Below are 25,201 nucleotides of genomic sequence, written 5' to 3'. Positions count from 1 at the left end.
AGGCAAGCTGCTCGGAGGCTCTCGCCATGGTAGTGAACGCCAGTGGTCTATCGCATTATTGGTTCGAAAAAGCGGGGCCGGCGGGTGAATTACTCGATGTACTGGTCGTCAGCGGTACGTTTGACCTGAGCGCCGATGGCCAGCCCGTGCCATTGGCGGCCGAGCAGGAAGCCTGCGCGCTGCATGATGAATTTGCCGGCGTGGTGGGTACAAAATTGCATCGCGCGGTCATGGTCCGCGACAGCGATCTGGTACCGTACAAGCCGGCTACCGATATTCTTGTCCAGGGCCATGCCCATGTCCCCGATGGGCGGCTTAGCGATGCCTGGGTGGCGGGCGTCCGCATTGGCCCAGTCCGAAAACTGTTACGCCTGCATGGCCCACGCCAGTTCCGGCGGCGCTGGCCCGGCTGGCGTCTCGACGGCACCGAAGTCATCCACTCGCTGATGCTGGATTACCGCCTGGCCTATGGTGGCTGCATCGATATTCCCGCCGAGCTACAGGTGGACGATCAGGCCGAGGTAATCGGCTACCCCGGCAATCCCGCTGGCTTGGCTTGGCTACCCGGTCCAGCCACGCTGGCATCCCTGCGCAAGCCGCTGCGCCGCTATGTCCAGTCTATAGCGGCCAATCTGCAGGAGATGCCTGCACCACAGATCGAGGCGGCCGACATGGCCGTCCACCAGCCCGATCAAGCCGTCGCCACGCAAGGCTTGGGCCCCTGGCCCGTTGGTGGCGGCCGCGTACCGACTATATTGCCGCGCACGCCAGTCACGGCGGTCACTCGATAGGCGGGATCGATGCCCATTTTTTCCAATGCGCGCATCCGGATCTGATTGCTTCACCCTTTCTGCGCGGGGATGAGCACATCGTCCTGCAGGGCTTGCTGCCAGAGCGAACGGAAATGCGACTACCAGGCTGGCAGGTCGTCGTTGTCATCGAAACCGACGGCAATATCAGCAAGGTGTGCCTGCCCTCGCTCGACACGGTGCGTATCGAGCTGGATAGTCGTCGGCTCACCCTGGTCTGGCGAGCCCATTTCGATCGCCACGATCCGGTGCGCGAACTGAGTATCGGTCTCACCAAACTGGCGATATCGCAATGAGTGCGCCCAATGAAGGCGGCGCTACCGGCGGGGCCGGTGAACAGTCAGGCGAAACCCGCCATATTGCCCAGGCCGACGACGGCTGGATCGCCATCGCTTGCGAGCCCGACTGGTGCTGGGTCGGCGAACGCAGGGTCGCTTTCGATAGCGTGGCAAGCCTGGGTCAGCCGATTCAAGCGTCACCCAACGTCAAGGTGCATGGCCGGCCGGTCTATCGCGAGGGGGATATATTCAAAGGGACACAGGGCAATGGCGGCCGGCATATCGTCTCCGACACATCGCTTGAAGATGGTTACGTCAAAATTCTGGACGGCCATCCGACGGTAAAGGTCAATGGCCGCCCTGTCGCCCGCCACGGTAGCCGTTGTCTGATCAATTGCGATGCGGCAGGCAAGGGCGGCGCGATGGGGATGCTCTATACGGAACAGAAGCCCCTGGCGCGGACGCCCAGCCAGCCGAACAATCCCGATGCGCCAGCCGGCCAGCGCAGCAGCGACAAGCTGGATGCCTTACGCGCCCTTCGGTCTCAAGTTGCTTCCGGCAAGGTGGAGGTAAGCGCGTTGGATGGTCTTCTCGACTTCAACAAGACCAATGCCTATCTGGACACACTTATCGCCAAAATCAAGGGCGAGCCGGATACGATGATCGAAAGCGCCAGTGAAATGGCGCGGGGGGCATTGGGTTTGGGCAAGGACGTGATGCTTGCCGCCGGCGGGCTGGCTTATGAAGTGGCCAAGACCGAGTCCAGGTTGCCGCTGCTTTTGCTGGCGGAACTGCCACGGACCCTGCTACTCGCCCAATTGAACGCGCAGATACTGGCCGAGAAAATCCGCCTGGGTAATATCACGGCCGCCACGATAGGTGAAGCAGCCCTGGATCTGGGCGGTGTCTTGATTGTGCCGCTCAGCCAGTTGTGGAAGCGCGATCCACCGGTACGGATGGGGTTGCATGCCTTGGGGATCTGGTTGCAGGGGAAAGCCGAGAAGCTGCTTGCAAGAAAAGAATCAGCGCCCGCCAAAGCGAGTGAGGCGAAAACGGGATTGCCATCCGCACGCGATAAAAACGAAAAAGAGAATAGCGGGAAAAAGGGTGGGGTGCATGTCATGGCCGCGCCCGCAAAGATAAGTATTAAAAATAATACTGAACCCGAGCAGCAAGAGGCACGGCACGAAAACCCGTGCGTGGGTTTCATAGCCAGAAAGTATGAAAGCGGGACTGGTGGCGTTGCAACGATCTCTAACGGCGCAGGTGATCCCGGCGGGGTTTCGTATGGGGCATACCAACTTTCCAAGAATAGCGGCACGCTGACTCAATTTTTGAGTAGCCCGGAAAACGCGAACTTCCGCCAGCATTTCGAGGGCTTGGAAGCTGGGACAGAAGCCTTCAATGATGCGTATCGCTCGGTTGTTGAAAGCAGTGGGAGTGAATTCGATTCGGCTCAATACGCGTTCATTGCGCGTACACACTACGAGCCCTTGGCTAATCGAGCACGAAAAATTGGATTTGATATGGAAGATAATAGGGTCCGAGAAGCAATCTTCAGTCAGTCCGTCAATCATAGTCCCGTTGGGAACAGGAAGATCATGGCTGCCGCGATTGCCAGCTTGCCTGGCAATCCAGGCGCTGAGCAACAGGTGAGTGCGCTCTACCTTGCACGTGGTAATTATGTGGCAGGGTTGAGTGGTCTGACCGAACGCACTCGCGGGACCTTGCTTGATCGATATCGGCGGGAGCTTTCGGATGTTTTGGCGATCCATCGATAGGGAAATATTGGAAGACCCCTGCTGATGTGCCTCATCGCCGATGATTGATCTGCGTCCGCTCGGCGAAGGCATGATGACAGGGGCGTAGTTCAAGTATCGACAAAAACGGACAAATTCACAAAATGAAGCTAGTCAATCTTCGATAAGTTGGCACTGGTATTGTATAGATTGATGTATTTTATATAACTAGTATAGGGTTTCGTAATGAAAATAGATCCGTCTTTGTCGCATTCCACAAGTTTTTTTCAAGCGACTGAAAATGGTGGGCAAACAATCCGAGGTCATGAATTCGAACGCGGGGAAGAAGGGAATGTCAATGAGAGAAGTTTTGCTGACTACTTGTCTTCCATGCTCTCCTATATCCGTAATATTTTTTGTAAGGGAATGAATTTAGATGAGGTAATCGAGGAGATAAAAGATACGGGTGCCGAGTGGGAACGTATGGCTGTCGATGATATTTGGGGAGCAGGATCGATCGCAGCAAGTGCCGGGTTATATGCCGCAGCACTTGAGGATTTTTCTGTCGCGGCAAAGGAACTGGAAAAAGCCCAGGCGGAGCTCAGGGATGTGTTCAATAGCGTACCGCTGAATTCACCGACGGCTCCCGCTCTCGAAGGTCTTGAAGAGTTGAGTTCCAGCATTTTGGCAGCTGAGGGATGACCTTCGAGCGCAATTGCCCTGGCCCATATCCTTGAAGCACACGCGGGCCGATGAAAATCGGCCCGCGCCATAGCAGATAAGTCCGTTAACGTCGGTGTGCCGATCTGGGCAGGAAAACCAATCCTGCCCGTATCCTTACTCCCGCTCGAACAAGTTCGAAATACCACCCAGCACCGAGCCCTGCTCGCCGCCCGAACCGCCGCCGGCCGCCAGCTTCGACGCGCCGACAATACGGTTGGCCAATCTGGCCAACGGCAGCGACTGCAGCCAGATCCGGCCTGGGCCGCGCAAGGTGGCGAAGAACATGCCTTCGCCGCCGAACAGGGCGGTCTTGATCTTGCCGACGTATTCGATATCGAAATCGATACCCTGCTCGAAAGCCACCACGCAACCGGTATCCACCCTTAGCACTTCACCCGGCTTGAGCACGCGCTCGATCACGGCGCCGCCAGCATGGACGAAGGCCAGGCCATCGCCCTCCAGTTTTTGCAGGATAAAGCCCTCGCCGCCGAAGAAGCCGGCGCCCAGCTTTTTCTGGAAGGCGATACCCAGCGATACGCCCTTGGCGGCGCAAAGAAAGGCGTCCTTCTGGCACAGCAGGGTGCCGCCGACATCAGGCAGGTTGATGGGGATGATCTTGCCTGGGTAGGCGGCGCTGAAGGCGACCCGCTTCTTGCCGCTGGCGCCGTTCACGAACACGGTGGTAAACAGCGATTCGCCGGTGAGCAGGCGCTTGCCGGCGCCCATCAACTTACCCATCAGGCCGCCCTGTGCTGCCGAGCCGTCGCCGAAGACGGTATCCATCTGGATGCCGTCTTCCATGAAGAACATGGTGCCGGCTTCGCCGACGGCGGCTTCGCCCGGGTCGAGTTCCACTTCGACAAACTGCATATCGTCGCCGTGAATCTGGTAGTCGATTACATCCATTGCCATTGTCTTGCTCCTGGGTGGGTGAGGCTGTGTTCGCCTGCTTGCCTGTGATAATGCGTAAAGAGCTTGTCTATTAACGCTTCAGTGCATGGGTAAGATCACCGAACTGCTTGCGTACGCCAGGCAACAGCGGAAGCCCAAAGCGTTTGGCGACCAACTGGTGGATGGAAGTGGTGTCGTAGACGGTATGGTCGACGAAACCCTTCTTTACCCACGGTGAGATCAGAATGGCCGGGATACGCGGCCCCGGACCCCAGCGGTCTGCCTTGGGCGGTGCCACATGGTCCCAGAAGCCGCCGTTTTCGTCATAGGTGACAATTACCAAAGTGCGTTTCCATTGCGGGCTGCGCTCGATGCGCTCGACCACCTCGGCGATATGGTCGTCGCCCGCCTTCAGATCGCCACCCGGATGCGAGTTGAGCATGCCATTGGGCTTGTAGAACGAGACATGGGGTAGCGTGCCGGCGTCGATGGCCTGCAGGAAGTCCTGGCCATCCTTCAGGTGCGCAGCGCGCGCCGGGGTGCCCGGGGCGAAGCTGGCGAAGTAGTTGTAAGGCTGGTGGTGCGCCTGGAAGCCGACGCCGCCGGGATTGTGGTTGTAGATGACCGTACGTTCCGCCTCGGGGGCCTGCATGCCGTCGCTCAGCGCACTACTCCAGTTCTGCCCATACCAGGCCCAGCTGACGCCCTTTTCGCTCAACAGGTCGCCCAGGGTCTTTTCCGTTTGGGGCGGGAGTGGGAACTTGGCGGGGTCGGCCAGGGTATTGTCGCCATCTTTGATCGGCGGGACCTGGCTAGGCTGGTAGCTGGGCTGGTTGGTGTTGATGGCATAGCCATCCGGGGTCAAGCGGCCGTCGCGCACGAACACCGGCGGACCTTGCAGGGCGCTGGTGGGGGACTCGGGCTTGCGCTTCAGGCTGACGCCGTCCTCATTGACGATGGAACGCAGCTTTTCCGGGGCATCGGGGAAGTGCGGCGTGCAGGCGCAAGCCAGCCACATATGGTTGAGGAAGGAACCACCGAAGGCGCCCATGAAAAAATGGTCGGCCAAGGTATAGCGGCGGGCAATCTGCCACATGCGCATCTGCTTGCCGCTGTAATGGCCCATGGTCAGGGCGCCGGCATCCGAAATGGCGGCGAATTTATCCATCTTGCCGCCGTTTATCTGCTCCTGGTTCTGGTAGAAACGATGGACCAGGTCGCGTGTTTCGCTGGCCAGGTTCAATTTGTAAGGGGCGGCATCGATACGGAACGGTACATTCCTGGGCTGGGGTTCGACCGTGAAGTTTGGATCGATTTCTCCGCGCTTGCCATGTTCCGCATCCCATACCGGCGGCAGGCGCGGTAGCAGGCTACCGTCGTGGTCGCGCTGTTGGTATTGGGCGGGCTTGAGCTTGCTGATGCCGTCCGCGCCGGGATAAAGCCCGTACAAATGGTCAAAACCACGATTTTCGCCGTAGATGACGACGATATGGTCGATCTTGTCCAGGGTGGCCGCCTGCGCGGCGCTCATGGAAAATGCCAGCGCAAGGGCCAGCGGCAATGTTTTGAGCATGGATGAATAGTCGGGAATAGCGGCAGCGTCGCAAAAAGGCTGCCGGCGGGTTAGGGATTTTCAGGTGCCTCGCCCCAGCGCTGCATCAGCTGGTGAGGTACCGCCAGTTGATCCAGGATGCGGGCGACAACGAAATCCACCAGCTCGGCGATCGATTGCGGATGGTGGTAGAAACCGGGATTGGGCGGCAGGATGCACACACCCAGACGGGCCAGCTTCAGCATGTTTTCCAGATGCAAGGCCGAGTAGGGGGTTTCACGCGGGACCACGATAAGTTTGCGGCCCTCTTTGATGCTGACATCGGCGGCCCGTTCAATCAGATTGTCGCTCATGCCGGCCGCGACCGCCGCCAGGGTGCCCATGGTGCAGGGGCAAATCACCATGGCGTCGGCTGGGTTGGAGCCGGAGGCGACCGGTGCAAACCATTCTTCCCGGCCGAATACGCGCAATTGTTCGCCTTCGACGGCGTAGCGGACGCGCAGCATGGTTTCCACCTCGCGCGCGCGCGAGGGCCAGGTTTCGCCGATTTCCTGCTTGATGACAATCTGCGCGGCTTGCGAATACAGCAGATAGACCCGCACGCCGGCGGCCAGCAGGCATTCCAGTAGACGGAGGCCAAAGGGCATGCCGGATGCGCCGGTCAGGGCCAGCGTGACGGTCCTGGGGAAAGGGTTCATATGGTGTCGGCCCATGATTCGCGATGGCGTACCAACACCTGCCGCTCCGGACCGAAGCGCGCGGCCAGCCGCTCCGCCAGCCAGACCGAACGGTGTTGTCCACCGGTACAGCCGATGGCAACCGTGACGTAGCTGCGGTTATCGCGATCGAAAGCCGGCAGCCAGCGAGCCAGGTAGGAGGCGACATCGTCGAACATGGTCAGGGCCAGCGGTTCGGCCTCCAGAAAGGCGACGACGGGCTGATCGCGGCCGGTCAAGGGGCGCAGGGCCGGATCGTAATAGGGATTGGGCAGGCAGCGGGCGTCGAAGACGAAATCGGCATCGAGCGGCAGGCCATGTTTGAAACCGAAGGATTGGAAGATCAGGGTCAGGCGGGATTGATCCAGCGAAAGCCATTGCTTGACCCAGGCACGCAAGGCATTCGCCGACAGATCGGTGCTATCCACCCGATGGGCCAGTCCGGCCACATCGGCCAGCATTTCGCGTTCCTGCACGATGCATTCGCTGACGGTGCGGTCCGCGTGCAAGGCCGATAGCGGGTGCGGGCGGCGGGTTTCCGAGAAGCGTTTCAGCAAGGCCTCGGTCTGCGCTTCCAGGAACAGGACACGCACGTCCAGGCCGTGAGCCTTGAGATCGGCCACGCAATCGGGCAGCGCCGGCAGGCTCTGGGCGCCGCGGATATCCACGCTGATGCCGAGCTGGCGGTGGCCTTCGTTTTGCAGCAGCCGGACTGTCTGCGGCAGCAGCGTGGCGGGCAGATTGTCGATGCAGTAGTAACCGAGATCTTCGAGCAACTTGAGTGCCACGCTTTTGCCGGAGCCGGAAAGGCCCGAGATCAGGACGATCTGCACGCTTATTCTCCCGACTCCATAAAGCGTTGATGCCGCTCGATAAATTCGCGGGTGGAGTCTATGCCCCGCAACTGCAGAATATAGTTGCGCACCGCCGCCTCGACCAGCACCGCCAGATTGCGGCCGGCCGCCACGGGCAGGACCACCTTGCGAATGGCCACGTCCAGCACGGCTTGGGTGGCGGCCTGCATCTGCAGGCGGTCCAGCGGCGTAATGGATTCGGCTTGCTTGGTCAGGTGGATGATCAACTTGAGGTTCTTTTTGGGCCTGACCGCCGTTTCACCGAAGATGGTGCGGATATTCAGCACACCCAGGCCGCGTACTTCCAGGAAGTCGCGCAGCAGGGGAGGGCAGCGGCCTTCCAGGGTATCCGGCGCGATGCGGTAGAGCTCCACCACATCGTCCGCCACGATGCCGTGGCCGCGCGAGATCAGTTCCAGGGCCAGTTCGCTCTTGCCCATGGCGCTTTCGCCCGTGATCAGCACGCCCACCTCCAGCACATCGAGGAACACCCCGTGCAGATTGGTGGATACCGCCAGCGCCTTGGCCAGGTAGAAGCGCAGCACGTCCATCAGGTAGGGGCTTTGTTCGGGTGAGGTCAGCAGCGGCACATGCGCCCGCTCGCAGGCTTCGCGCAGCACATCCGGCGCGGGCTGGCCGTTGGCCACGATCATGGCCGCCATATCTGTGCTGAACAGATGGTCCAGCGATTTCTTCAGCGCGGCCGCCTCCACCTCTTGCAGATAGGCGATTTCCGCCAGTCCCAGCACCTGGATGCGATTGGGGTGGACGAAATTCAGGTGGCCAACCAGCGCGTGGGCGGGCTTTTGCGCATGGGTTTCGTTCGACAGAAGATTATTGGCGCCGCTCTGACCGGCCAGCCAGGTGAGGCGCAGCTTTTCGGCATTATCGATAAACAGCTGGCGGACGGTGATCTGCGGCATGTTTCCGGTTCCGGTTCCGGTGATGAAGCAAGTTTTCGGCTTGCCGGGTCGGTGGTCCGGACAAGGCCGCTGGAAGGCGTGTTCGGTGTGGGCGGAAACCACGCGGATAAGGCGTGACTAACGAATCCCGTACCCTTGGCGGATGCTCAGGCTTGCCATTGCATCAGCAGTTGGTGCATTTGTTCCGCCGTGGCTGCCTGGTTCAGCGCCTCGCGCAGCTTTTTATCGCTGAACAATTGCGCCAGCTCGGAAAGAATCTGCAAATGCAGGTCGGTGGCTTGTTCCGGTACCAGCAGTACAAAGGCCAGGCTGACCAGTTTGCCATCGGGTGCTTCGAAGGGGATGGCTTGTTTCAGTCTGACAAAGACACCGACCGCTTCCTTCAGGCCCTTGATGCGGCCGTGCGGAATGGCGACGCCTTGGCCCAGGCCGGTGGAGCCGAGTTTTTCACGGGCGAACAGGGCGTCGAAAATAGCGCTGCGGGCAATGCCGTGACTGTTCTCGAATAGCAGGCCGGCCTGTTCGAACAGGCGTTTCTTGCTGGTCAGGTCGAGGTCTAGAAAGACATTGGCCAGTGGCAGGATGGAAGCGATCAGGGCCATGAGTATGAAATGCGAAAATAGGCCGTCATTGTACGCCGGTCGCTCGTGGCTACAAGGCTAAGCTGTCTGGAATGGAAAACGGGAGCGGCGTCCCCACACCGCTCCCGTCCCCTCTCGTCCAGCGCCGGTCGCCTTAGGCGGCGGGCTGCTGGGTTTCTTGGATTTCGTGGCTCTCCTGGCCGGTTTGATATTTCATGGCGTCGCTATGGCGATCGCTGTAGCGCTTTTCCTTGTGCTTCAAGACTTGCCGGTCCAACTTGTCGGCCACCAGGTCGATGGCTGCGTACATGTCGGGCTCGGTGGCTTCCACATGAATATCCTTGCCGCGCAGGTGCACATTGACTTCGATCTTGTGCTGCAGCTTGTCGACGCTGAGGGTGACGTTCATATCGATCACATGATCGAAATGGCGTGTTACCCGCTCCAGCTTGGTTTCCACGTATGCGCGGATGGCTGGGGTTACGTCCAGGTGGTGCCCACTGATGGTCAGGTTCATACGACTCTCCTTGTGTTAAGGCCGCCACCGATGATCTGGTGGCTACAGGGACTTTCGTTGGTTCACGGGAGGGATTTGTAATGCTTCTCGGTACTTGGCGACGGTACGGCGCGCGACGGTGATGCCTTGCTTGCCCAGCACGTCGGCGAGATAGCTGTCGCTAAGCGGTTTTTTCGTATCTTCGCCTTGGATGAGCTGCTTGATTAACGCCTTGATCGCGATGGCCGAGCATTCGCCACCCGAGTCGGTATCGACATGGCTGCCGAAGAAGTACTTGAATTCGAAGATGCCACTGGGTGTGAGCATGTACTTCTGGGTGGTCACGCGTGAGATGGTCGATTCGTGCAGATCCAACTCCTCGGCGATATCGCGCAGTACCAGCGGCCGCATGGCCACGTCGCCGTGCTCGAAGAATCGTTGTTGCTTCTCGACTATGGCCTGCGCAACCCGGAGGATGGTATCGAAGCGTTGCTGGACGTTCTTGATAAGCCATTTGGCTTCCTGCAGCTGACCTGACAGGCCGGCGCCGCTGTCGCGGTGCTGCCGCAGGATGTTGGCGTAAAGCTGGTTAACTTTAAGCTTGGGCATTGCCGCTTCGTTGAGCTGAACCGACCAGCCCTGCCGAAGCTTCTTCACGATAACGTCCGCTACCACATAACGCGTTTCGGTCTCGCCAAACATGGCGCCAGGGCGTGGATTGAGCCGCTGGATCAGTATTTGGGCCGCTTTCAGCGCATCGTCATCGCATTTGAGCGTTTTCTTAAGCTTACTGTAGTCCTTGTTGGCCAATAAATCGAGGTGCTCGGCGACGATTGCCCGGGCCAATCCGCTAGCCGGTTCATCGCCCATCTGCTGCTGCAATTGCAAAAGCAGGCAGCCTTTGAGATCGACCGCCCCGATGCCGCAAGGTTCCAACTGGCGTACCAGCTGCAGGCCGATCTGCAGTTCTTCCCGCTCGATTTCCAGCCCGTCGCGCACTTCCTGGGGGATCAGTTCGTAGATTTCCTCCAGGCTTAGCCCCAAGTAACCATTGTCGTCCAGTGCATCGATCACCATGCTGGCCAGCGCCAGATCGCGCGGACTGATGGGCAGCAGGCCCAGCTGCGCCAGCAAGTGTTCGCGCAGGGTGGAGATACGGGCGACATTGGCTTGCGGGTCGAACTCGTCGTCGTCGTCGCGGGTTTGGCCCCCACCAGCCTCGCTCCAGTAATTGTCGCCCAGCGAGTCGTCCATATCGAAATCGGACTCGCCCGATTCCTGCGCGGGTGCTTCATCCAGGGTGGGCGTGGGTGCCTCGACCTCCACCGGCGTGCCGTCTTCCCGGACCACGTGGATTTCCGGCTCGTTCTCGTCCTCGCGCTCCAGCATGGGGTTTTCCAGCAGGAAGCGCTCGATTTCCTGGTTCAGGTCGAGCGTGGACAATTGCAGCAGTTTGATCGACTGTTGCAACTGCGGCGTGAGCGTGAGCGACTGCGAGAATTTGAGTTGGAGGGACTGTTTCATGCGGGGCTTACAGCCGGAAATGCTCGCCTAGATACACACGGCGGACATTGTCGTTATAGACAATCTCCTCTGCGGTGCCCGACGCAAGCACGCTACCTTCGTTGATGATATAGGCACGGTCGCAGATGCCCAGCGTTTCGCGGACATTGTGGTCGGTGATCAGGACGCCGATCTTCCGCTCCTTCAAGAAGCGGATGATCTTCTGGATATCCATCACCGCGATCGGGTCCACCCCGGCAAAAGGCTCGTCCAGCAGGATAAAGCGCGGATTGGCGGCCAAGGCGCGGGCGATCTCGCAGCGGCGGCGCTCGCCGCCGGATAGCGATAGGGCGGTGCTGTCGCGAAGATGGGCGATATTGAGCTCGCGCAATAATTCGTCCAGCCGGTGCTCGATGGCATCGCCGCTTTTCTCGTGCAGTTCGAGGATGGCGCGCACGTTTTCGGCCACCGTCATGCGGCGGAAGATGGACGCCTCTTGCGGCAGGTAGCCCAGGCCCAGATGCGCGCGTTCATGGATGGGCTTATGGGTGATCTCGGCGTCATCGAGAAAGATCTTGCCGTCATTGAGGGCGACCAGGCCCACGATCATATAGAAGCTGGTGGTCTTGCCGGCGCCGTTGGGGCCCAGCAGGCCGACCACTTCGCCGGCGTCGACGTGCAGGGAAACATCGCGGACAACGGTGCGGGACTTGTAGCGCTTTTGCAGATGCTGTGCGGAGAGACGTGCGGTCATGGCTTGGCGGGACTCTCTGCCGGCTTTTTCTTCGGCTGGATGATCATTTTTATCCGTCCCGTTTCGCCGTTCGCCGTGGCGGGACCGCCTTCGGCGCTATATATCTCGGTGTGGGTGTTGTAGGTGATGACGCTGCCGCTGATCTCGTCTTCGCCGTGCTTGAGCCAGGCGTTGCCTACCAGTTTCACATTGCCGCTGCCGCTATCGTAATCGAGCTTGGCGGCCCGGGCATCCAGCCAGCCCTGCTGGCCTTCCATCCGTTGCCGGAATTTCACCGGACGGCCTTCGGCGTGCACGGTCTGCTCGCCGTCCGCCTGCTTCTGGATAACGGCTTGGTCGGCGTCCACCGACAGGGTGCCCTGGGTCATCTTGACGCCGCCTTCCAGCACGGCGCGGCCGGCCTTGTCGGCCAATCCGCCGCGGCCGGCTTCGACCAGCATGGGCTTTTCGCTATCGGCCAACTCGGCCCGGGCTTGCGGGGCAAGCAACAGAAAGGCGCCGAGGCACAGCGTACTAAGGTTTCGGCGAAGCATAATTAATCCTCACTTTGGATCGCAGCATCAGCTGCGCGGTCGTGTGGTCGTAATCGAAGCCGGTGGCGTTGATGCGGTCGCCGCCGGTGGAAAGGTCCGCGGGTGCATCGGAATTCGCCAGGCCCCGTTCGGTATCCAGCCGCAGATTGCTGGTGCGCAAGGTCATGGCGGGGAGAGCGGGCGTGGCGACCCGGGTCATTTGCACATCCTGGTCGAAGTCGATGCGATTCCCCCGCTCCAGCATACGCGCTCTGGCGGCCACCACATTCAGCTGCGGCTCGCCCGGCAGGGTACGTACCAGGCGCGGCCGGGTAAATTCCGAGCGGTCGTCGCGTGGATAGTGCTGCATCTTGTCCGCCGCCAGCGTGTAGAGCGGCTTGCCATCCTGGCCGAAGCCGATCGCTTCGAATTGGCTGATGCTCAGGTCGGGGTCGCGGCTGACCGGATTGGGCGTGAAATAAGGCAGGTTGGTGGCGCGGTCGAGCAGCAGGGCCAGGCCTGCCAACAGGCCCAGCAGCAGTAGCGGAAAGGCGCGCGCGGCGCGGTCGGGCAGCATGCTCACCGTAGATAGACCGCCAGCTGGGCATCCAGCGTGCCTTGCGCCTGCATGATCAAATCGCAGGCTTCGCGCACGGCGCCGTTGCCGCCTCGGGCGCCGGTCACGTAATGGGCATTCTGGCGGACAATATCGGGCGAGTCCGGAACGGCAACGGCGAATCCGACCCGGCGCATCACCGGGAGGTCGATCACATCGTCGCCCATATAGCCGCATTCGGCCGGGGTAAAGCCGGTTTCGGCCAGCAGGGTTTCAAACGAGGCCAGCTTGTCGTGCGCGCCCTGCACCAGCCTGTTTATGCCCAGGTTGCGGGCACGGTGCTCCACCAGGCGCGAAGTGCGGCCGGTAATGATGGCCAGCTGCACGCCGGAATTCTGGAGCATTTTCAGCCCGTGGCCGTCCAGCGAATTGAAGGCCTTCAGCTCTTCGCCGGCATCGGTGTAATAGAGGCTGCCGTCGGTCATGACGCCATCGACGTCGAAAATCATCAGGCGAACAGTTTGCGCACGTTCCAACACGGGGAATTCCTTGCTATGTAAAGGGTCAGACCACGCCGGCCTGAAGAAGATCATGCATGCGTATCGCGCCGGCCAATTTGCCCTCGTCCAGTACCAGGAGTACATACACCTTGGCACTTTCCATCATCTGCACCGCTTCAACGGCCAGGCGGTCCGCGGCAATGGTCCTGGGCAGGCGGGTCATGACGGTTTCGATATTGGCCGTCTTGAGGTCGATATCCTTGTCCATGGCCCGGCGCAGGTCGCCATCGGTGAAAACGCCCAGCAATTCGCCGCCTTCATTCACTACCGCGGTCAGCCCCAGGCCCTTGCGGGTGATTTCAAACAGGGCATCGCGCACATTCACGGTATTTTCGACCACCGGCAAGGCATCGCCCTGGTGCATCACATCGCGGACATGGACCAGCAGCTTGCGGCCCAGGCTGCCGCCGGGATGGGACAAGGCGAAATCGTCCCGGCTGAAACCGCGCGATTCCAATAGACAGACCGCCAGGGCATCGCCCAGCGCCAGCGCCGCGGTGGTGCTGGCCGTAGGTGCTAGATTGAGCGGGCAGGCTTCTTTTGCAACCCTGCCGTCCAGGTGGACATCGGCGGCGCGGCCCAGGGCGGAATCGGCATTGCCGGTGATCGCCACCACGCGGGCGCCGCGGCGCTTGAGGGCGGGCAGGAGGGAAACCAGTTCTTCCACCGCGCCGGAGTACGAGAGCGCCAGTACGATGTCATCGGCGGTAATCATGCCGAGGTCGCCATGGGCGGCTTCGGCGGGGTGCATAAAGAAAGCCGGCGTACCGGTCGATGCCAGGGTGGCCGCCAGCTTGCGGCCGATATGGCCGGACTTGCCCATGCCGGTGACGACCACCCGACCGGTGCAGTTCAGCATCAAGTCGTGGGCGGCGATAAATGACTGGTCGAGATGGGCGGCCAGCGCTTCGATGGCGCTGGCTTCGATGGCAAGCACTTCACGCGCCAGGCCCAGCAGCGCATCGTTGGATGGGGTGCGAATCGGATTCATAACGAGGAAGTATAAGTGAACGGCACCACAAGTCACCAAACGAGCGTTGGGTGCGTGGTTGTTGCCCCTTGAAGGGGCTTACAACCACGGCCTCCTCCTTGCGAGGGGCGATAGGAATAACGGGGGTTTCGCCCCGCTGGACCATTTGCCAAGCTATCTTCTTTACAATCTACCCTCTCTTGCAAGAAGACCATCCTCTCTATGCATCACCACGTACTCGAAACCGTCTTGCTTCTGCTCGCCGCCGCCGTCGCGGTGGTCACCCTCTGCCGCCGGGTACAGCTGCCGGCCATGCTGGGTTACCTGCTGGTGGGCATCGCCATCGGCCCGCATGCCTTGGCCTTGATCGGCTCTTCGGCCGAGGCGGCCGAGTTGGCCGAGTACGGGGTGGTCTTCCTGATGTTCAGCCTCGGCTTGGAGTTCAGCTTGCCCAAGCTGAAAGCCATGCGCACGGTGGTGTTCGGGCTGGGGGGCGCCCAGGTCGTTTCCACCATGGTGCTGGTGATCGCGGTGGCGTTGCTGTCGGGCCTGCCCTGGCCGGCCGGCTTGGCGCTGGGCGGGGCGCTGGCCATGTCGTCGACGGCGATCGTCAGCAAGATGCTGGCGGAAAGAGTGGAGGTGAACTCGACCCATGGCCAGCACGCCATCGGCATCCTGCTGTTCCAGGACCTGGCCGTCGTGCCGCTGCTGATCATGATTCCGGCCGTGGGCAAGGCGGGCGGCGACCCTTGGATGGTGCTGGGGACGGCCATGCTGAAGATCGCCCTGACGCTGGTGATCCTGCTGTATTTCGGTCCCAAGCTGCTGCGGCCCTTGTTCAATCTGGTCGCCAAGGGGCGTTCCACCGAATTGTTCGTGCTGAACGTGCTGCTGGTGACGCTGGGCATTGCCTATGCGACCGCGCAGGCCGGCCTGAGCCTGGCGCTGGGCGCCTTTCTCGCAGGCATGCTGATCGCGGAGACGGAATACCGTCACCAGGTGGAGGAAGATATCCGGCCGTTCCGCGATCTGTTGCTGGGCCTGTTTTTTATAACCGTGGGCATGCGCTTGAATCTGCTGGCGGTCTGGCGGGACCTGTTCGTGGTATTGGGCGTTTTCGTATTTCTCACCTTCGGCAAGGCAGCCTTGATCGGCGGCTTGACGCGCGCATTCGGCCGCAGCCCGGGTACCGCCGTACGTACCGGTTTGGCGTTGGGGCAAGGGGGGGAGTTCGGATTCGTGCTGTTGGCGCTGGCGGCCGCCTCGGGAATATTGCCGGCCAATGTGGAGCAGATCGCCTTGGCTGCGATCCTGCTTTCCATGCTGGCCGCGCCCTTCCTGATCCAGCAGACCGAGCCCATCGTGCGGCGCTTTATCGGTTCGGACTGGATGTTGCAGGCCATGCGCCTGACCCAGTTGGCAGCCAAGACCATGGCTACCTCCGACCACGTGATCCTGTGCGGCTATGGCCGTAGCGGCCAGGCACTGGCGCGGGTGCTGCAGCAGGAAGAAATCGGCATCTATGCACTGGATCTCGATCCGGAACGAGTACGGGAAGCGGCGGCAGCGGGTGAAAACGTCTCCTTCGGCGACGCGACCCGTCGCGAGGTGCTGATGTCGGCCGGGCTGACGCGGGCCCGCGCCTTGATCATCACCTACCATCACACGCCGTCGGCGCTACGGATTCTGGAAATCGTTCGCAAGGAGCGGCCGGAGCTGCCGGTGGTGGTGCGCACCTGGGACGACAGCGATATCGAAAGCTTGCGGACGGCCGGTGCCGACGAAGTGGTGGCCGAGATAATGGAAGGCAGCCTGATGCTGGCTTCGCACGCGATGGTGTTGCTGGGCGTGCCGATCAATCGGGTGCTGCGGCATATCCGCGATGCGCGGGAAGAGCGCTACAGCTTGTTCCACGGCTTCTTCCGCGGGGTGACCGACGACAATATCGAAGAGCAGGCACAGCCCCGCCTGCATTCGATCCTGCTCGATGCCGATGCCGATGCGATCGGCAAATCCTTGGCGGAACTGGGCTTGGCCGAAATCGGCGTGGCGGTGAAGACCGTGCGCCGCGCCGGCGGACGGATCGACGAGCCCGCTGCGGCCGAGGTCATGCTGGCCGGCGATGTGCTGGTGCTGCTGGGTGCGCCGGAATTGCTGGCGCAGGCCGAGCGGCGCCTATTGCAAGGCTGAATCCGGACCCATAAAAAACCGGCCCTGCCGGCTGGAATCGCCGACAGGGCCGCTGGTCCTTGCCTGTTCTAAGTCGAGAGGCAGATGGTGTACAAGGTCGTGGCAACCGGCGCCGCGACCGCTGCCGCCGCCGCTGCCGCCGTATTGGCTCTTACCCGCAGCGAACCTTGCGCACCCTGGGCTGCGCCATCGACCAGGATATCGACCCGGTTCGCCATATCGCCGGTGATATTGTTGGCACAGGCGAAGAAGGTGCCGGTCTGGCCGGTTACCGGCGTGGTGCTGGTAATGCCCATGCGTCCGCCGAGGGCGTTGACCGGCGGGTAGTCCGCCGCACCGACGGTGGAGTTACCCGTCGCCAGGTTGGCCAGGCGCACATGCTGCCAGAACAGGTAGGACTCGTCGGTCTGGGCCGCGACGGTCGGATCCCAGTTGCCGGTGATCAAGCCATTGCCCCGGTTGGCTGCCGCGCCAGGGGTGGTGGCGTTGGTGGCGCCCGTCAGGTGGGTGGCGGCGGTGAGGTCGTCGCCCGGGATGGAGCGGAACCGGTCTTGGTAGGCATTGATATAGACCATCATATTCTTGAGGTCGGAGGCCAGCGCCTTGACCTTGGCGCCGGTAATCAGTTCCTGGCCTTTCAATACCCCGCCCAGCAACAGGCCGATAATGACCAGAACGATGGCGATTTCGATCAGGGTGAAGCCTTTTTGCCTGCTATTACGTGTACGCATTGGATATCTCCCGGTTCCTGCTGAAAAATTGAATCTGCAAACCAGTTATAGCAAGCATTGCGCCAACGGCATAAATCCGGCAAATGCCAGTTGAATGTCATAAGACAGGCGGGAAGTGTCGAGTATCGGACGCCTGGTGTCGCCATCCCGACAGGAGCGAGCGCGAACGTGATGACCCGTCTGGCCGATCGGCTACTGAACTCGCAACTGCGCGCGCGCGGGCTGCCCCTGCTGCTGGTGTGGCTGATCTTCTGGTCGGCCTGGACGCTGGCCGACACCCCCGCCATGGGTATGTATCTATTGGCGGAGTTGGCCGTCCTGCAAATCTGGCAGCCGGTCTACCCCCAGGGTAGGGCGATTGGCTTCTTCACCGTCGTGCAGTTGCTGGTGGCGGCGGCGCTGTTGTTCTGGCTGGCGGGAGAGCCGTTGCTGCTGCTGTGGGCGACACTGGTGGCGGGCGTACTCGGCGGGAGGGCGGCCGGTGCGGCGGATTTGGCGACCAGGTGGTTTCATCTGATCCTGGCCATCTTGCTGCAGCTGATCGTCTGGCTGCTGGTGGTGCCGCAAGCGGCCGGCATCGATGGCATGGCGCGCGAGAAACTGCTGCCCGTCGTGATTGTCGGCTCCTTGTTGGCTGCTTTGCTGCCCCTGGGGAAAAACGGAGAAGATAAGCGGTCCTCGCGCAGTGTGCTGTATGGCCTGGTCTTCCTGCTGCTGACCCTGCTGGTCGGCGTGGGTGCGGTCGCTTTGTCCAGGATTGCACTCATCCCTTATCTACATGCGATCGCGGTCACCCTGGTCGCCAGCGGCGCCACGCTGGCGGCGATGATCTGGCTATGGAACCCCCATTTGGGCCTGGGCGGCATCGGCTCGCTGGCCATTACCCATCTGCTGGAGGACGGCAGCCATTTCGAGCGCTGGTCGGCCGGCCTGGATGCCCGCTATGTGGCGGAGTCCGAGCCGGGCCGGTTTTTACGGGGGGCGGTGGAAGACCTGCTGGACCTGCCTGGCGTGGTCGGTATCGAATGGCTTTGCGGCGGCGAACGGCAATCGCTGGGAAAGCGCAATGACCATGAGTCGGGTATACGGGTGGGGGATCTGCGTATCGCCTTCTTTACCCGCCGCGCCACCACCGCCGCGCAGCGGGTCCAGCTGGAATTGGCGGCGCGCCTGTTGGCGCATCTCTATCTGGCCAAGGTGCAAGCGTCCCGCCAGGCCGAGCAGGCCTATCTGGCCGCCGTGCATGAATCGGGCGCCCGTTTGACCCATGACATCAAGAATATCCTGCAAGGCTTGGCTGGCCTGGTCGCAGCTGCCGCCAGCACGCGTGAAACGGATCGTTTGATGGGGCTGTATGCCAGCCAGCTACCCGAGTTGGCCCGGCGGCTGGAGCAGGCGCTGGCCAAGCTGACCCGCGGCGGCGCCCTGCAATCGGTGCAGGCGATGCCGGTGGAAGAATGGTGGCGGCGTCTGGCGGATCGCTATGCCGCATGCCATATCGCTTTCGCGGCGGGGCCGGCCGGGGGCGCGGAAGTGGATGCCGTACTGTTCGATTGCGTGGCCGACAATCTGCTGCAAAACGCCATGCAAAAACGCCTGCAGGAGGATGGATTACAAATTCGGGCCGCCTGCCGCCTATCCGACAAGGGGATACGATTCGAGGTGGCGGACGACGGCAGTGCCATCGCAGCTGCCTTGGTCCCGCGCTTGGGCCGGGCGCCGCTGCCATCGGCGCATGGCATGGGAATCGGTATCCTGCATGCCAGCCGCCTGGCGCTGGAGCGCGGCTATCGCCTGGTACTGGAAGAGAACGCGACGGGAGCGGTGCGCTTTGTCCTGGAAAATCGCCAGGGCGACAGCTCAAGGTAGCCGGCCGGCGGCGAGCAAGCGGTTTCGCAGCAAGCCGGGCGAGATCCAGTTCACCATGTCGTCGAATTCCCCGCCCGGATTGCCGGCGGAGCGGGGCTCGTGCCAGACGTAATCGGTATCGCCATCGAGGTTGGCCCGCTCATGCACATTGGCCGGCGGCGGCGCCGCATGGGCAACACCGTTGGCGTCGGTGGTGCCATAACCGTTTTCTCCGCCCGATACGATAAGCGCCGGCACATGGATGGCATGGAGATATTCCGGCCCGGCGCCACGGCAATCCGGGGTGGTGCAGACCTTTAGATGCGTCGAGGCCGGCAAGGCGAGGCCGATGCCGCTTGCCGGGTCGGCGTAGCCGGCCAGCACCCGGTAGTGAAGGTGATGCCCCCAGGCATCCTGCCGGCCCAGGCCCAGCGTTGCCCAGGGCAGGAATCCGCTGGTGCGCAGACAGCCGCCCCCCGGTGCGCGGTCTTCCAATCCATCGCCATCGCTATCGGGGCAGGGCAGGTAGGGGCGTCCGGCTGGCGGGGTGCCAAGCGCATAGCCGATGATCGCTTCGTTGGCGGCTTCCAGCGTATGCGCGGTGTCCCTGGCGCGTTGCTGTTGCAGCTGTCCGGGCAGGATGGCGAGCACGGCGCCCATGATCAGGCCTAGAACCAATAGTGCGACGGCCATCTCGACCAGGGTAAAACCGTTCCGTCGAATGCGCCCAGGCATGGTCATCCTGTCCGGCAGTGCGCTGCGTGCGTCTTGGCGAGGTGGGACGAGGCGCCTTCCCAGCTCAGTTCATGGACGATCTCGCAGCCCTCGAAGTGGATGCTGGCGTGATCGTTGTCGTACTTGCGGTAGCCGATCTGGCGATACCAGCCCGAATTGTCGCCATGCGTTCCCATCCAGGCCGGCGCTGCCGGCAAAGGGCGGCCGGCCAACGCCGTGCAGTTGCCTTCCGTCAGGGGGATGCGACCGGCGTGCAGGCCGGCCAGGCAGGCGGAATCGCTAGCGCTGCCGTCGGCGGCGTCGGGAAACTGGCCGAAGGCGGTATGGAAGGCGTCCAACCAGCGGCGGGTCGCGTCGCCGACGCGGGCGGCCAGCAGATCGCTGTACCGGGCCGTTTCGATATAGACAAGGCGGTCGTTGAAGTCGGTTGCGGCCGGTGCTTGTACGAAGGTCCATGCCGCCGAAGTGCTATTGGGCGCGTCGCTATTGGATTGAATGCCTCCGCAGATGCCGTTGCCGCCCAGGCGGGTGGCGTCCAGGAAGGCGGCGGCGCCCGGCGTCGCGGCGGAGCGGTCTTGCCGGCCCACCGGCGCGGCCGGGGCCAGCAAGACCATCACTGCCTTGGTGCTGATTACCGCGCCGCCGGGGCCGCATATGGTCAGCCAGGGGTAGGCGGGCGTGTCCGACAACACACTGCTGATCGTCAGGGTCGGATAGTCCCAGTTCAGGGTATCGAATACGACATTGGCCGAGACGGCATACCAGATAGGGGCGTTCGACGGATCGAGAGGGGCGATATCGGCGCCCCTGGCCTCGTGGCGCAGGCAGATGTCCATGCCGCGACCGCGATCGCCATGTGGGTTGCCCGGCTTATCGACCAGGCCGTCGTCCTCGCCAAAGCGCGGTAAAAGGCCGAGGCGGTTCCGGTGGGTCAAGGCAGTGCCGCTGGCGGGGCAGTCGCTGAAGCCGTCGTAATTGCCGTCCTTGCGCCTGTCCGGAAACGGTAGCAAGCCGGGCGGCGCGTGCCGGTCCGGGTCATCCTGGCGGCCGAAAGCCAGGTTGAGCAGGCCCCATTTCGCCTCATTCAGCTGGCTTGTGGCGAAATTGTCATGATTTTTTGCTTTTGGCAGGGTGGCAAGCAGCATGCCGAAGGCCATGGCGAGGAGCAGGAAAACGATGACCAGCAGCGCGCCACCGCATTGCCTGGGCGGAACCGAACATTTAATTATCCGTTTCATACCAATGGTTTAAGCAATACCTGTACCCGGATTCCAAAAATATCTGCAAGAAAAATGCAAAAGGGGCTTTACATGTGGCGGGTCGTTACGCATAATGCGCCCCTCATTCAGGAGGGGTTCCCGAGCGGTCAAAGGGATCAGACTGTAAATCTGACGGTTCGCCTTCGAAGGTTCGAATCCTTCCCCCTCCACCAGAACAAGAAGTAGGTAGCGTCGCGGTTTGAAGTGCTCCGCGTGGCAAGTAGGTTTGAAGTCTTGTCGTGCGGGTGTAGCTCAATGGTAGAGCAGAAGCCTTCCAAGCTTACGACGAGGGTTCGATTCCCTTCACCCGCTCCATCTGTTTTGTGAATGCCCATGTAGCTCAGGGGTAGAGCACTCCCTTGGTAAGGGAGAGGTCGGCAGTTCGAATCTGCCCATGGGCACCATCGCTTGATACGTTTCTATCCGCAATCAAGGACTCCAAAATGGCAAAAGAGAAATTCGAGCGGACCAAGCCGCACGTAAACGTCGGTACGATTGGTCACGTCGACCATGGCAAGACTACGCTGACCGCTGCAATCACCACGATTCTGTCGAAGAAGTTCGGCGGCGAAGCCAAGGGCTACGACCAGATCGACAGCGCGCCTGAAGAAAAGGCCCGCGGTATCACGATCAACACCGCTCACGTTGAATACGAAACCGAAAACCGCCACTACGCCCACGTCGATTGCCCAGGCCACGCTGACTATGTGAAGAACATGATCACCGGCGCCGCGCAGATGGACGGCGCGATCCTGGTGGTGTCGTCGGCTGACGGTCCCATGCCGCAGACCCGTGAACACATCCTGTTGGCCCGCCAGGTTGGCGTGCCTTACATCATCGTGTTCATGAACAAGGCCGACATGGTCGACGATGCCGAGCTGCTCGAGCTGGTTGAAATGGAAGTGCGCGAGCTGCTGAGCAAGTACGATTTCCCCGGTGACGACCTGCCTATCATCAAGGGTTCGGCCCTGAAGGCACTGGAAGGCGACCAGTCGGAAATCGGCGAACCCGCCATTCTCCGTCTGGCCGAAGCGCTGGACACCTACATTCCTACTCCGGAACGTGCCATTGACGGTGCTTTCCTGATGCCGGTGGAAGACGTGTTCTCGATCTCGGGTCGTGGCACCGTGGTGACCGGTCGCGTCGAGCGCGGCATTGTGAAGGTTGGCGAAGAAATCGAAATCATCGGTATCGTACCGACGGTAAAGACGACTTGTACCGGCGTTGAAATGTTCCGCAAGCTGCTGGACCAAGGTCAGGCCGGCGACAACATCGGCGCGCTGCTGCGCGGCACCAAGCGTGAAGATGTGCAGCGCGGTCAAGTTCTGGCGAAGCCGGGCTCGATCAAGCCGCACACCAAGTTCGAAGGCAGCGTGTATGTGCTGTCCAAGGACGAAGGTGGCCGTCACACGCCATTCTTCAACGGCTACCGTCCACAGTTCTACTTCCGCACCACCGACGTGACCGGTGCGATGGAACTGCCGGCCGGCACCGAAATGGTGATGCCAGGTGACAATGTGGAAGTGGTTGTTGCGCTGATCGCTCCGATCGCCATGGAACAAGGCCTGCGCTTCGCGATCCGCGAAGGCGGCCGTACCGTTGGCGCCGGCGTTGTAGCCAAGATCATCGAGTAAAGTGTTTTAGCCGCCGATTCGGCAGTGGCCGGGTCGGTGGACTTGCAGGCGAGTAGCTCAATTGGCAGAGCACCGGTCTCCAAAACCGGGGGTTGGGGGTTCGAGACCCTCCTCGCCTGCCACTTCTTCCGAAGTGGTGGGTATTTAAATAACTAAGAAAGCCGTTTTCCAGCCGGAAAGCGGCTGTCTTTATTTTTTGGGCAATGAGCCGACGCATGGAAAATGTGGACAAATTGAAGCTGGTTGGGGCGTTCCTGCTGGTAGCGGCGGGTGTCGCCGGCTTCTACCTGCTGCCGCTGGATCAGCAGGCGTTGCGCGTGGTCGCCGTGGTAGCGGGTGTATTGCTGGCCGCGACGGTCATCTGGTTCTCGGCGCCGGGACGTGAATTCGTTGATTACGCCCGCGATTCCATCAAAGAGGCCGAGAAGGTTGTCTGGCCGACTCGGAAAGAGACCTGGCAGGTAACCGGCGTAGTGTTTCTGTTTGCCTTTACGCTGGCGATATTCATGTGGGCCGTCGATTCCGGCCTGGCCTGGTTGTTCTATGACGTGCTGTTGAAGCGCGTCTGATTTGTCGTCCGGAGATTGCTAGATGGCAGCGATGCGTTGGTATGTGGTACACGCGTACTCGGGATTTGAAAAGAGCGTCATGAAGGCGCTCAAGGAGCGCATCGAGCGCTCCGAAATGCAGCACTTGTTCGGCCAGATCCTGGTTCCGGTCGAAGAGGTCATGGAAATTCGCAATGGCACCAAGGCGCTGACCGAGCGGAAATTCTTTCCCGGTTATGTCTTGGTCGAGATGGAAATGACCGATGAAACCTGGCACTTGGTGAAGAACACCTCCAAGGTCACCGGCTTCATCGGCGGGACCGGCATGCGTCCTACACCGATTTCGGTGAAGGAAGTCGAGTCCATCATGCAGCAGATGCAGGAAGGCGTCGAAAAGCCCAAGCCGAAGGTGCTGTTCGACGTTGGACAGGTTCTCCGCGTCACGGAAGGTCCTTTCATGGACTTCAACGCGACCGTCGAAGATGTCAACTACGACAAGAGCAAGCTCAAGGTGTCCGTGTTGATCTTCGGCCGGGCGACACCTGTCGAAGTGGATTTTTCTCAGGTCGAGAAGATTTAACTTTTCGTACCGACAAGTGCCCGGCGCAAGCCGGGCTCAGCAACTGGGGAGCGGAGTTATCCGCGTCAACTACCCAATCTTAGGAGCACACCATGGCTAAGAAAATTATTGGCTATATCAAGCTGCAAGTGCCGGCTGGCAAGGCAAATCCTTCGCCACCCATCGGCCCTGCACTGGGTCAACGCGGCCTGAACATCATGGAATTCTGTAAGGCGTTCAACGCCCAGACCCAAGGCGTAGAGCCAGGTCTGCCGATTCCGGTGGTGATTACCGCTTTTGCGGACAAGTCCTTCACCTTCGTGATGAAGACCCCTCCGGCCACCATCCTGATCAAAAAGGCTGTTGGTATTCAAAAGGGTAGCCCTAAGCCGCATAGCGACAAGGTAGGCACGATCACCCGTGCTCAACTTGAAGAAATTGCCAAGACCAAATCGCCCGATCTGACGGCTGCCGATATGGACGCCGCCGTGCGCACTATCGCCGGTTCCGCGCGCTCGATGGGCCTGAATGTGGAGGGTGTGTAAATGGCTAAGGTTTCCAAGCGCGTCGCAGCTCTGAAGGCTAAGATCGACCGCAACAAGTTCTACTCCATCGACGAAGCCCTGGTGCTGGTCAAGGACGGCGCGACCGCCAAGTTCGGCGAGTCGATCGACGTTGCCATCAACCTGGGTGTTGATGCACGTAAGTCGGACCAGGTCGTTCGCGGTTCCGTCGTGTTGCCTAAGGGTACCGGCAAGACCGTTCGCGTTGCCGTGTTCGCACAAGGTGCCAACGCCGAAGCCGCCAAGGCCGCCGGCGCCGATATCGTCGGCTTCGAAGATCTGGCCGAACAGATCAAGGGCGGCATGATGGACTTCGACGTGGTGATCGCCACGCCGGACGCCATGCGTATCGTCGGTCAGCTGGGTACCATCCTCGGCCCGCGCGGCCTGATGCCTAACCCGAAGGTCGGCACCGTCAGCGCCAACCCTGGCGAAGCGGTTCGCAACGCCAAGGCCGGTCAGGTTCAGTACCGTACCGACAAGAACGGCATCATCCACACCACGCTTGGCCGCGCCAGCTTTGACGCCGCCGATCTGAAGACCAACCTGACCGCGCTGATCGACGCTTTGCAAAAAGCCAAGCCAGCTTCGTCCAAGGGTGTGTACTTCAAGAAGATCGCGCTTTCGAGCACGATGGGCCCTGGCGTGCGTATCGATGCCGCTACGGTGTTGGCCGCTTAAGTATTGCATTGGATCGCGGCTTGCCGCGGTCGGATG

The 25,201-nt window shown here is 61.1% G+C and carries 25 protein-coding genes, 4 tRNA genes and 1 pseudogene; 14 read left to right on the top strand and 16 right to left on the bottom strand.

Going from position 1 to position 25,201, the window contains the following annotated elements; translation table 11 throughout:
- Nucleotides 1-26: 26 nt before the first annotated feature.
- The 3 genes and pseudogenes from FNU76_RS24490 (at nucleotide 27) to FNU76_RS08585 (ending at nucleotide 3,528) form a co-directional block, all read left to right on the top strand.
- Nucleotides 27-1,105: pseudogene (locus FNU76_RS24490) on the top strand (DUF2169 family type VI secretion system accessory protein).
- The gene (locus FNU76_RS08590) at nucleotides 1,102-2,868 is read left to right on the top strand and encodes a PAAR domain-containing protein (protein WP_144277811.1); all 1,767 of its coding nucleotides are present in this window, start codon (nucleotides 1,102-1,104) and stop codon (nucleotides 2,866-2,868) included. The pseudogene FNU76_RS24490 and the gene FNU76_RS08590 overlap by 4 nt, the downstream one beginning before the upstream one ends.
- Nucleotides 2,869-3,072: 204 nt before the next feature.
- On the top strand, nucleotides 3,073-3,528 hold the full coding sequence (locus FNU76_RS08585; protein WP_144277810.1) for a hypothetical protein: 456 nt from the start codon (nucleotides 3,073-3,075) through the stop codon (nucleotides 3,526-3,528).
- Nucleotides 3,529-3,663: 135 nt separating this feature from the next.
- On the opposite strand, the gene FNU76_RS08580 is transcribed toward FNU76_RS08585, so the two are convergent.
- The 13 genes from FNU76_RS08580 to FNU76_RS08520 form a co-directional block, all read right to left on the bottom strand.
- Complete coding sequence (locus tag FNU76_RS08580) at nucleotides 3,664-4,461, bottom strand: TIGR00266 family protein (RefSeq protein ID WP_144277809.1); 798 nt, start codon at nucleotides 4,459-4,461, stop codon at nucleotides 3,664-3,666.
- Between the two features lie 70 nt (nucleotides 4,462-4,531).
- Complete coding sequence (gene acpA / locus FNU76_RS08575; RefSeq protein WP_144277808.1) at nucleotides 4,532-6,013, bottom strand: acid phosphatase; 1,482 nt, start codon at nucleotides 6,011-6,013, stop codon at nucleotides 4,532-4,534.
- A 50-nt stretch (nucleotides 6,014-6,063) separates the two neighbouring features.
- Entirely contained in the window at nucleotides 6,064-6,690 is a 627-nt protein-coding gene (locus tag FNU76_RS08570) for a flavin prenyltransferase UbiX (protein WP_144277807.1), read from the bottom strand.
- Nucleotides 6,687-7,541: an RNase adapter RapZ gene (gene rapZ / locus FNU76_RS08565; protein ID WP_144277806.1), complete on the bottom strand. Its 855-nt coding sequence runs from the start codon at nucleotides 7,539-7,541 to the stop codon at nucleotides 6,687-6,689. The genes FNU76_RS08570 and rapZ overlap by 4 nt, the downstream gene beginning before the upstream one ends.
- Nucleotides 7,542-7,543: 2 nt before the next feature.
- Nucleotides 7,544-8,485: an HPr(Ser) kinase/phosphatase gene (gene hprK, locus FNU76_RS08560; RefSeq protein WP_144277805.1), complete on the bottom strand. Its 942-nt coding sequence runs from the start codon at nucleotides 8,483-8,485 to the stop codon at nucleotides 7,544-7,546.
- Between the two features lie 146 nt (nucleotides 8,486-8,631).
- Nucleotides 8,632-9,087, bottom strand: coding sequence for a PTS sugar transporter subunit IIA (locus FNU76_RS08555; protein WP_144277804.1), 456 nt, complete (start codon nucleotides 9,085-9,087; stop codon nucleotides 8,632-8,634).
- 133 nt (nucleotides 9,088-9,220) lie between these two features.
- Nucleotides 9,221-9,583: a ribosome hibernation-promoting factor, HPF/YfiA family gene (hpf, locus tag FNU76_RS08550; RefSeq protein ID WP_144277803.1), complete on the bottom strand. Its 363-nt coding sequence runs from the start codon at nucleotides 9,581-9,583 to the stop codon at nucleotides 9,221-9,223.
- 42 nt (nucleotides 9,584-9,625) lie between these two features.
- Nucleotides 9,626-11,086 (bottom strand): RNA polymerase factor sigma-54, encoded by a 1,461-nt coding sequence (locus tag FNU76_RS08545; protein WP_144277802.1) that lies wholly within the window; start codon nucleotides 11,084-11,086, stop codon nucleotides 9,626-9,628.
- A gap of 7 nt (nucleotides 11,087-11,093) precedes the next feature.
- Nucleotides 11,094-11,819 carry an LPS export ABC transporter ATP-binding protein gene (lptB, locus tag FNU76_RS08540; RefSeq protein WP_144277801.1) on the bottom strand — a complete coding sequence of 242 codons (726 nt, stop codon included), beginning with the start codon at nucleotides 11,817-11,819 and terminating at the stop codon, nucleotides 11,094-11,096.
- Nucleotides 11,816-12,352, bottom strand: coding sequence for a lipopolysaccharide transport periplasmic protein LptA (gene lptA, locus FNU76_RS08535; RefSeq protein ID WP_144277800.1), 537 nt, complete (start codon nucleotides 12,350-12,352; stop codon nucleotides 11,816-11,818). The genes lptB and lptA overlap by 4 nt, the downstream gene beginning before the upstream one ends.
- Complete coding sequence (lptC, locus tag FNU76_RS08530; RefSeq protein ID WP_144277799.1) at nucleotides 12,333-12,908, bottom strand: LPS export ABC transporter periplasmic protein LptC; 576 nt, start codon at nucleotides 12,906-12,908, stop codon at nucleotides 12,333-12,335. Before lptC ends, lptA begins: the two co-directional genes overlap by 20 nt.
- Before the next feature lie 2 nt (nucleotides 12,909-12,910).
- Nucleotides 12,911-13,480 (bottom strand): 3-deoxy-manno-octulosonate-8-phosphatase KdsC, encoded by a 570-nt coding sequence (kdsC, locus tag FNU76_RS08525; protein ID WP_144277798.1) that lies wholly within the window; start codon nucleotides 13,478-13,480, stop codon nucleotides 12,911-12,913.
- On the bottom strand, nucleotides 13,452-14,429 hold the full coding sequence (locus FNU76_RS08520) for a KpsF/GutQ family sugar-phosphate isomerase (protein ID WP_373279716.1): 978 nt from the start codon (nucleotides 14,427-14,429) through the stop codon (nucleotides 13,452-13,454). Before FNU76_RS08520 ends, kdsC begins: the two co-directional genes overlap by 29 nt.
- Before the next feature lie 210 nt (nucleotides 14,430-14,639).
- Here FNU76_RS08520 and FNU76_RS08515 point away from each other — a divergent pair, with 210 nt between their 5' ends.
- Entirely contained in the window at nucleotides 14,640-16,607 is a 1,968-nt protein-coding gene (locus FNU76_RS08515; protein WP_144277796.1) for a monovalent cation:proton antiporter family protein, read from the top strand.
- A gap of 68 nt (nucleotides 16,608-16,675) precedes the next feature.
- Here the strand turns inward: FNU76_RS08515 and FNU76_RS08510 are convergent, their stop codons facing one another.
- A complete protein-coding gene (locus tag FNU76_RS08510) occupies nucleotides 16,676-17,338 on the bottom strand; it encodes a prepilin-type N-terminal cleavage/methylation domain-containing protein (protein WP_144277795.1) in 663 nt (220 codons plus the stop codon).
- A 168-nt stretch (nucleotides 17,339-17,506) separates the two neighbouring features.
- Between FNU76_RS08510 and FNU76_RS08505 the strand changes: the two genes are divergently transcribed.
- The gene (locus FNU76_RS08505; protein ID WP_144277794.1) at nucleotides 17,507-19,207 is read left to right on the top strand and encodes a histidine kinase; all 1,701 of its coding nucleotides are present in this window, start codon (nucleotides 17,507-17,509) and stop codon (nucleotides 19,205-19,207) included.
- On the opposite strand, the gene FNU76_RS08500 is transcribed toward FNU76_RS08505, so the two are convergent.
- Together FNU76_RS08500 and FNU76_RS08495 are read right to left on the bottom strand one after the other, a co-directional pair.
- The gene (locus FNU76_RS08500) at nucleotides 19,199-19,921 is read right to left on the bottom strand and encodes a type II secretion system protein (RefSeq protein WP_179958401.1); all 723 of its coding nucleotides are present in this window, start codon (nucleotides 19,919-19,921) and stop codon (nucleotides 19,199-19,201) included. The genes FNU76_RS08505 and FNU76_RS08500 overlap by 9 nt on opposite strands.
- Nucleotides 19,922-19,923: 2 nt before the next feature.
- A complete protein-coding gene (locus FNU76_RS08495) occupies nucleotides 19,924-21,159 on the bottom strand; it encodes a hypothetical protein (RefSeq protein ID WP_144277792.1) in 1,236 nt (411 codons plus the stop codon).
- A gap of 110 nt (nucleotides 21,160-21,269) precedes the next feature.
- Here FNU76_RS08495 and FNU76_RS08490 point away from each other — a divergent pair.
- The 9 genes from FNU76_RS08490 to rplA all read left to right on the top strand — a co-directional run bounded on the left by FNU76_RS08490 (nucleotide 21,270) and on the right by rplA (nucleotide 25,165).
- Nucleotides 21,270-21,353: transfer RNA gene (locus FNU76_RS08490), tRNA-Tyr, on the top strand.
- Nucleotides 21,354-21,421: 68 nt separating this feature from the next.
- Nucleotides 21,422-21,495: transfer RNA gene (locus FNU76_RS08485), tRNA-Gly, on the top strand.
- 14 nt (nucleotides 21,496-21,509) lie between these two features.
- Nucleotides 21,510-21,584, top strand: a tRNA-Thr gene (locus FNU76_RS08480).
- A 39-nt stretch (nucleotides 21,585-21,623) separates the two neighbouring features.
- Entirely contained in the window at nucleotides 21,624-22,814 is a 1,191-nt protein-coding gene (gene tuf / locus FNU76_RS08475; protein ID WP_144277782.1) for an elongation factor Tu, read from the top strand.
- Nucleotides 22,815-22,860: 46 nt separating this feature from the next.
- Nucleotides 22,861-22,936: transfer RNA gene (locus FNU76_RS08470), tRNA-Trp, on the top strand.
- A 93-nt stretch (nucleotides 22,937-23,029) separates the two neighbouring features.
- The gene (gene secE / locus FNU76_RS08465; RefSeq protein ID WP_144277791.1) at nucleotides 23,030-23,383 is read left to right on the top strand and encodes a preprotein translocase subunit SecE; all 354 of its coding nucleotides are present in this window, start codon (nucleotides 23,030-23,032) and stop codon (nucleotides 23,381-23,383) included.
- 31 nt (nucleotides 23,384-23,414) lie between these two features.
- Nucleotides 23,415-23,942 (top strand): transcription termination/antitermination protein NusG, encoded by a 528-nt coding sequence (gene nusG / locus FNU76_RS08460; protein ID WP_144280613.1) that lies wholly within the window; start codon nucleotides 23,415-23,417, stop codon nucleotides 23,940-23,942.
- 92 nt (nucleotides 23,943-24,034) lie between these two features.
- On the top strand, nucleotides 24,035-24,466 hold the full coding sequence (rplK, locus tag FNU76_RS08455; protein WP_144277790.1) for a 50S ribosomal protein L11: 432 nt from the start codon (nucleotides 24,035-24,037) through the stop codon (nucleotides 24,464-24,466).
- Entirely contained in the window at nucleotides 24,467-25,165 is a 699-nt protein-coding gene (gene rplA / locus FNU76_RS08450; protein WP_144277789.1) for a 50S ribosomal protein L1, read from the top strand.
- Nucleotides 25,166-25,201: the final 36 nt, after the last annotated feature.

Source organism: Chitinimonas arctica, from assembly GCF_007431345.1.
Taxonomy (GTDB): domain Bacteria; phylum Pseudomonadota; class Gammaproteobacteria; order Burkholderiales; family Chitinimonadaceae; genus Chitinimonas; species Chitinimonas arctica.
This window is presented reverse-complemented; position numbering and strand designations above follow the sequence as displayed.